Below are 2,610 nucleotides of genomic sequence, written 5' to 3'. Positions count from 1 at the left end.
GACCGTAATCAGGTCCTGTGCAGCCGCTCGGAAGATTTCAACGAGGGCATCAGGGCCTTTCTCGAAAAGCGAAAGCCTGTCTATATCAGGGGATGACAACAAGGATCCGCAAAGGACCAGACAACAGACCAAGGGTATTTGGAGGCGCAAGATGAGTGGGAATGCCGCCGCGGTGCTGGAGAAGCCGGCCTTTCGCAAGATCCAATGGCTGGCGCGCGATATCGCGGTCGAGCGGCGGCCGGACGGCGTCATCATCTTGAAGTCGCGGATTCCGCTGCAGCCCTACGAGAAGCACATCCCCGCTTCGCTCGCCAAATGGGCGAAGCAAGCGCCGGAGCGCACCTGGCTGGCGCAGCGCGCCGGCGCCGACCGGCAATGGCGCAAGCTGTCCTACGGTGAAGCCAAGCGCATGGTCGACGCGCTGACGCAGGGCCTGCTCAATCTCGGGCTGGAGCCCGGCCGTCCGGTCGCGATCCTCTCGGGCAATTCGATCGAGCACGCGCTGATGACGCAGGCTTCGATGCAGGCGCGGTTTCCGGCCGCGCCGGTATCGCCGGCTTATTCCTTGATGAGCCAGGATCACCTCAAGCTGAAATATCTGTTCGACCTGATCAAGCCGGCGGTGGTGATGGTGCAGGACGGACCGACCTTCGAGAAGGCGCTGAAAGCGCTCGATCTCGACGGCGTCACCGTCGTCCATGTCGCGCGTCCCTGCGACGGCATCAGGAGCGTGTCTTTTGCCGATCTCGCGGCCACGCCGGTGACCAGAGACGTCGAAGAGTCGATCGCCGAAATCACGCCCGACACCGTCGGCAAGCTGTTGTTCACCTCGGGCTCGACCGGCATGCCCAAGGCCGTCATCAACACGCAGGCAATGATGTGCGCCAACGCGGCGATGATGATGCAGGTGCGGCCGCGCGACCCGAATGCGCCGCTGGCCACCTATCTCGACTGGATGCCCTGGAATCACACCATGGGCGGCAACGCGCTGTTCAATCCGGTGCTGACCGAGGGCGGCACGCTTTATATCGACGATGGCCGTCCGATGCCAGGCCTGATCGACGAGACGCTGCGCAACCTGCGCGAGGTGTCGCCGACTTATTACGCCAACGTGCCGGCGGGCTATGCCGCGCTGGCCGCCGCGATGGAGAAGGACGACGCGCTTTGCCGCGGCTTCTTCAGGAATCTGGCCCTGATGGCCTATGGCGGCGCGCGGCTGCCCGACGATCTCTACGACCGGATGCAGGCGCTCGCGGTGCGCGCCACCGGCCGGCGCATCGTGTTCTATACCGGCTGGGGCTCGACCGAGACCGCGCCGACCTCCACCGGCACCTATTGGGACACCGAGCGGGTCGGCCTGATCGGGCTGCCGTTCCCCGGCGTCGAACTGAAGATGGTGCCGGTCGGATCGAAATATGAACTGCGCCTGCGCGGCGTCAATGTCACGCCGGGCTATTTCGGCCGGCCCGATCTCACCAGGGCGGCGTTCGACGAGGAAGGATTTTATTGCATCGGCGACGCCGGCGTGTTCGTCGACCCTGAGGATCCGCTGCAGGGCATCATCTTCGCCGGCCGCGTGGTCGAGGATTTCAAGCTCACGACCGGCACCTTCGTGCATGTGGGTTCGCTGCGCACCGACGCGATCGCCGCCGCGACGCCCGTGGTGCAGGACGCGCTGGTCGCCGGCCAGGACCGCCCCTTTATCGGACTGCTGGCCTGGCCCAATTTGCACGCCTGCCGCCAGATCGTCGGCAATCCCGAGGCGAGCTATGAAGAGGTCGTCAGGCATCCCGAGGTGATCGCGTGCCTGAAGCGGGGCCTGGAGGCGCACAACGCCTCCACGTCGGGCGCCAGCAGCATGCGCATTGCGCGGGCGATGCTGATGGTCGAGCCGGCCTCGATCGACGGCAACGAACTCACCGACAAGGGCTACATCAACCAGCGCGCCGGGCTGGAGCGCCGCGCCGCGCTGGTGGAGAAACTCTATGCAGATCATCCGGGAGAGGATGTGATTGTGCTGCAATGAAGACGACGACCTCACCACTCGTCATTCCGGGACGCGCCTCCTGGCGCGGGCCCGGAATCCATACTCACGATCGTGGTTATGGATTCCGGGCTCGTGCTTACGCGCGCCCCGGAATGACGGTCGGATGGAGTCTTAATAGAACTCTCTACGCCGCCGGCTCTGCCGCGTTGTCCGCATCGGCGAGCAGATGGATCAGCGCGCTCTTGATCGCGGCCTGCCGGGTCGGCGCGTTGATCTGGGCGCCGAGCAGGTCGGTGACATAAAACACGTCGCGCGCGCGCTCGCCGAAGGTCGCGACATGGGCGGAGGCGATGTTGAGGTTCAGCTTCGAGATCGCCGTCGTCAGTTGGTACAATAGCCCCGGCCGGTCGAGCCCGGAGACCTCGATCACGGTGTAGCGGTCCGACCACTGATTGTTGATGATCACTTCCGGCTCGACCACGAACGGCCGGACCCTGCCGCCACGTCCGGCGGCGCGCTTTGCCACCGCTTCGGGCAGGCGCAACTTGCCTTCGAGCACGTCCTCGATCATCTGGCCGATCCGCCTGGCGCGCCGTCCCTCGTCCTCGTCGCGGTCGTATTCC

2 protein-coding genes and 1 pseudogene are annotated in these 2,610 nt (G+C 65.1%); 2 read left to right on the top strand and 1 reads right to left on the bottom strand.

Translation table 11 applies throughout. The annotated features are described in order from the left end of the window. Positions 1-96 (top strand): annotated as a pseudogene (locus WCE35_RS26510) (enoyl-CoA hydratase/isomerase family protein); the annotation flags it as partial. 55 nt (positions 97-151) lie between these two features. Beyond that, on the top strand, positions 152-2,026 hold the full coding sequence (locus tag WCE35_RS26505) for an AMP-binding protein (RefSeq protein WP_424596270.1): 1,875 nt from the start codon (positions 152-154) through the stop codon (positions 2,024-2,026). Between the two features lie 145 nt (positions 2,027-2,171). Here WCE35_RS26505 and WCE35_RS26500 read toward each other — a convergent pair. Then, the coding region (locus WCE35_RS26500) for an ACT domain-containing protein (RefSeq protein WP_424596269.1) at positions 2,172-2,610 on the bottom strand (439 nt) is incomplete at its 5' end.

It is taken from the genome of Bradyrhizobium sp. (assembly GCF_049691595.1).
Classification (GTDB): domain Bacteria; phylum Pseudomonadota; class Alphaproteobacteria; order Rhizobiales; family Xanthobacteraceae; genus Bradyrhizobium.
This window is presented reverse-complemented; position numbering and strand designations above follow the sequence as displayed.

What these genes read in the sequence shown, in the direction of transcription:
- WCE35_RS26505 (WP_424596270.1), top strand. Translation starts at nt 152, where the DNA reads ATGAGTGGGAATGCCGCCGCGGTGCTGGAGAAGCCGGCCTTTCGCAAG.